The organism is Facivitalis istanbulensis, from assembly GCF_040560405.1.
Classification (GTDB): Bacteria; Pseudomonadota; Alphaproteobacteria; order Sphingomonadales; family Sphingomonadaceae; genus Sphingomonas; species Sphingomonas istanbulensis.
In genome coordinates this window covers 1-811 of the sequence record NZ_JAVSCQ010000080.1, presented here as the reverse complement: position 1 = coordinate 811, position 811 = coordinate 1, and the positions used below count along the sequence as shown (strand labels likewise).

1 protein-coding gene and 1 pseudogene are annotated in these 811 nt (G+C 68.1%); both read right to left on the bottom strand.

The window, feature by feature from the left end; all coding sequences use genetic code 11:
* Positions 1–119, bottom strand: a pseudogene (locus RN629_RS18245) (electron transfer flavoprotein subunit alpha/FixB family protein); the annotation flags it as partial.
* On the bottom strand, positions 116–811 hold a 696-nt coding region (locus RN629_RS18240), incomplete at its 5' end, for an electron transfer flavoprotein subunit beta/FixA family protein (protein ID WP_407036494.1). The pseudogene RN629_RS18245 and the gene RN629_RS18240, both read right to left, overlap by 4 nt.

Sequence of the window (811 nt, the reverse complement as noted above, 5' to 3'; positions counted from 1 at the left end):
ATGCCCTGCCCCGCGACCAGCAGGTGCACCTCGCCCAGCTTCGCCGCCGCCGTCACCGTCGACAGCGTCGCATCCTTGACGGCCCCGCCGTCATGCTCGACCCAAACCAGCGTCTTCACTTGGCCACTCCCAGCGCTTTCAGCTTTTCCACCAGCTCGTCGACCGAGCCGACCTTGATCCCCGCCTGCCGCTGGCCCGGCTCGGCGACATGGGTGATCGTCAGCCGGGGCGACACGTCGACGCCGTAATCGGCCGCCGTCTTGGTCGCCATCGGCTTGGACTTGGCCTTCATGATGTTGGGCAGCGACGCATAGCGCGGCTCGTTGAGGCGCAGGTCGGTCGTCACGATCGCCGGCAGCGTCAGCGCCACCGTCTCCAGCCCGCCATCGACCTCGCGAGTGACGTTGGCCGTCTCCCCCTCGATCTCGACCTTGCTCGCAAAAGTGCCCTGCGCCCAGCCGAGCAGACCGGCCAGCATCTGCCCGGTCTGGTTGTTGTCACCGTCGATCGCCTGCTTGCCCAGGATCACCAGGCCGGGCTGTTCCTCCTCGACCAGCTTGGCCAGCAGTTTCGCCACGCCCAGCGGCTCGACCGGCTGGTCCGCGGTGATCAGCACCGCCCGGTCCGCGCCCATGGCGAGCGCCGTGCGCAGCGTGTCCGCCGCCTTCGGCTCGCCGATCGAAACGACGACGACCTCCGTCGCCGCCCCCTTCTCCTTCAGCCGGATCGCCTCTTCCACCGCGATCTCATCGAACGGGTTCATCGACATCTTCACGTTCGCCAGATCGACGCCCGTCCCGTCCGCCTTCAC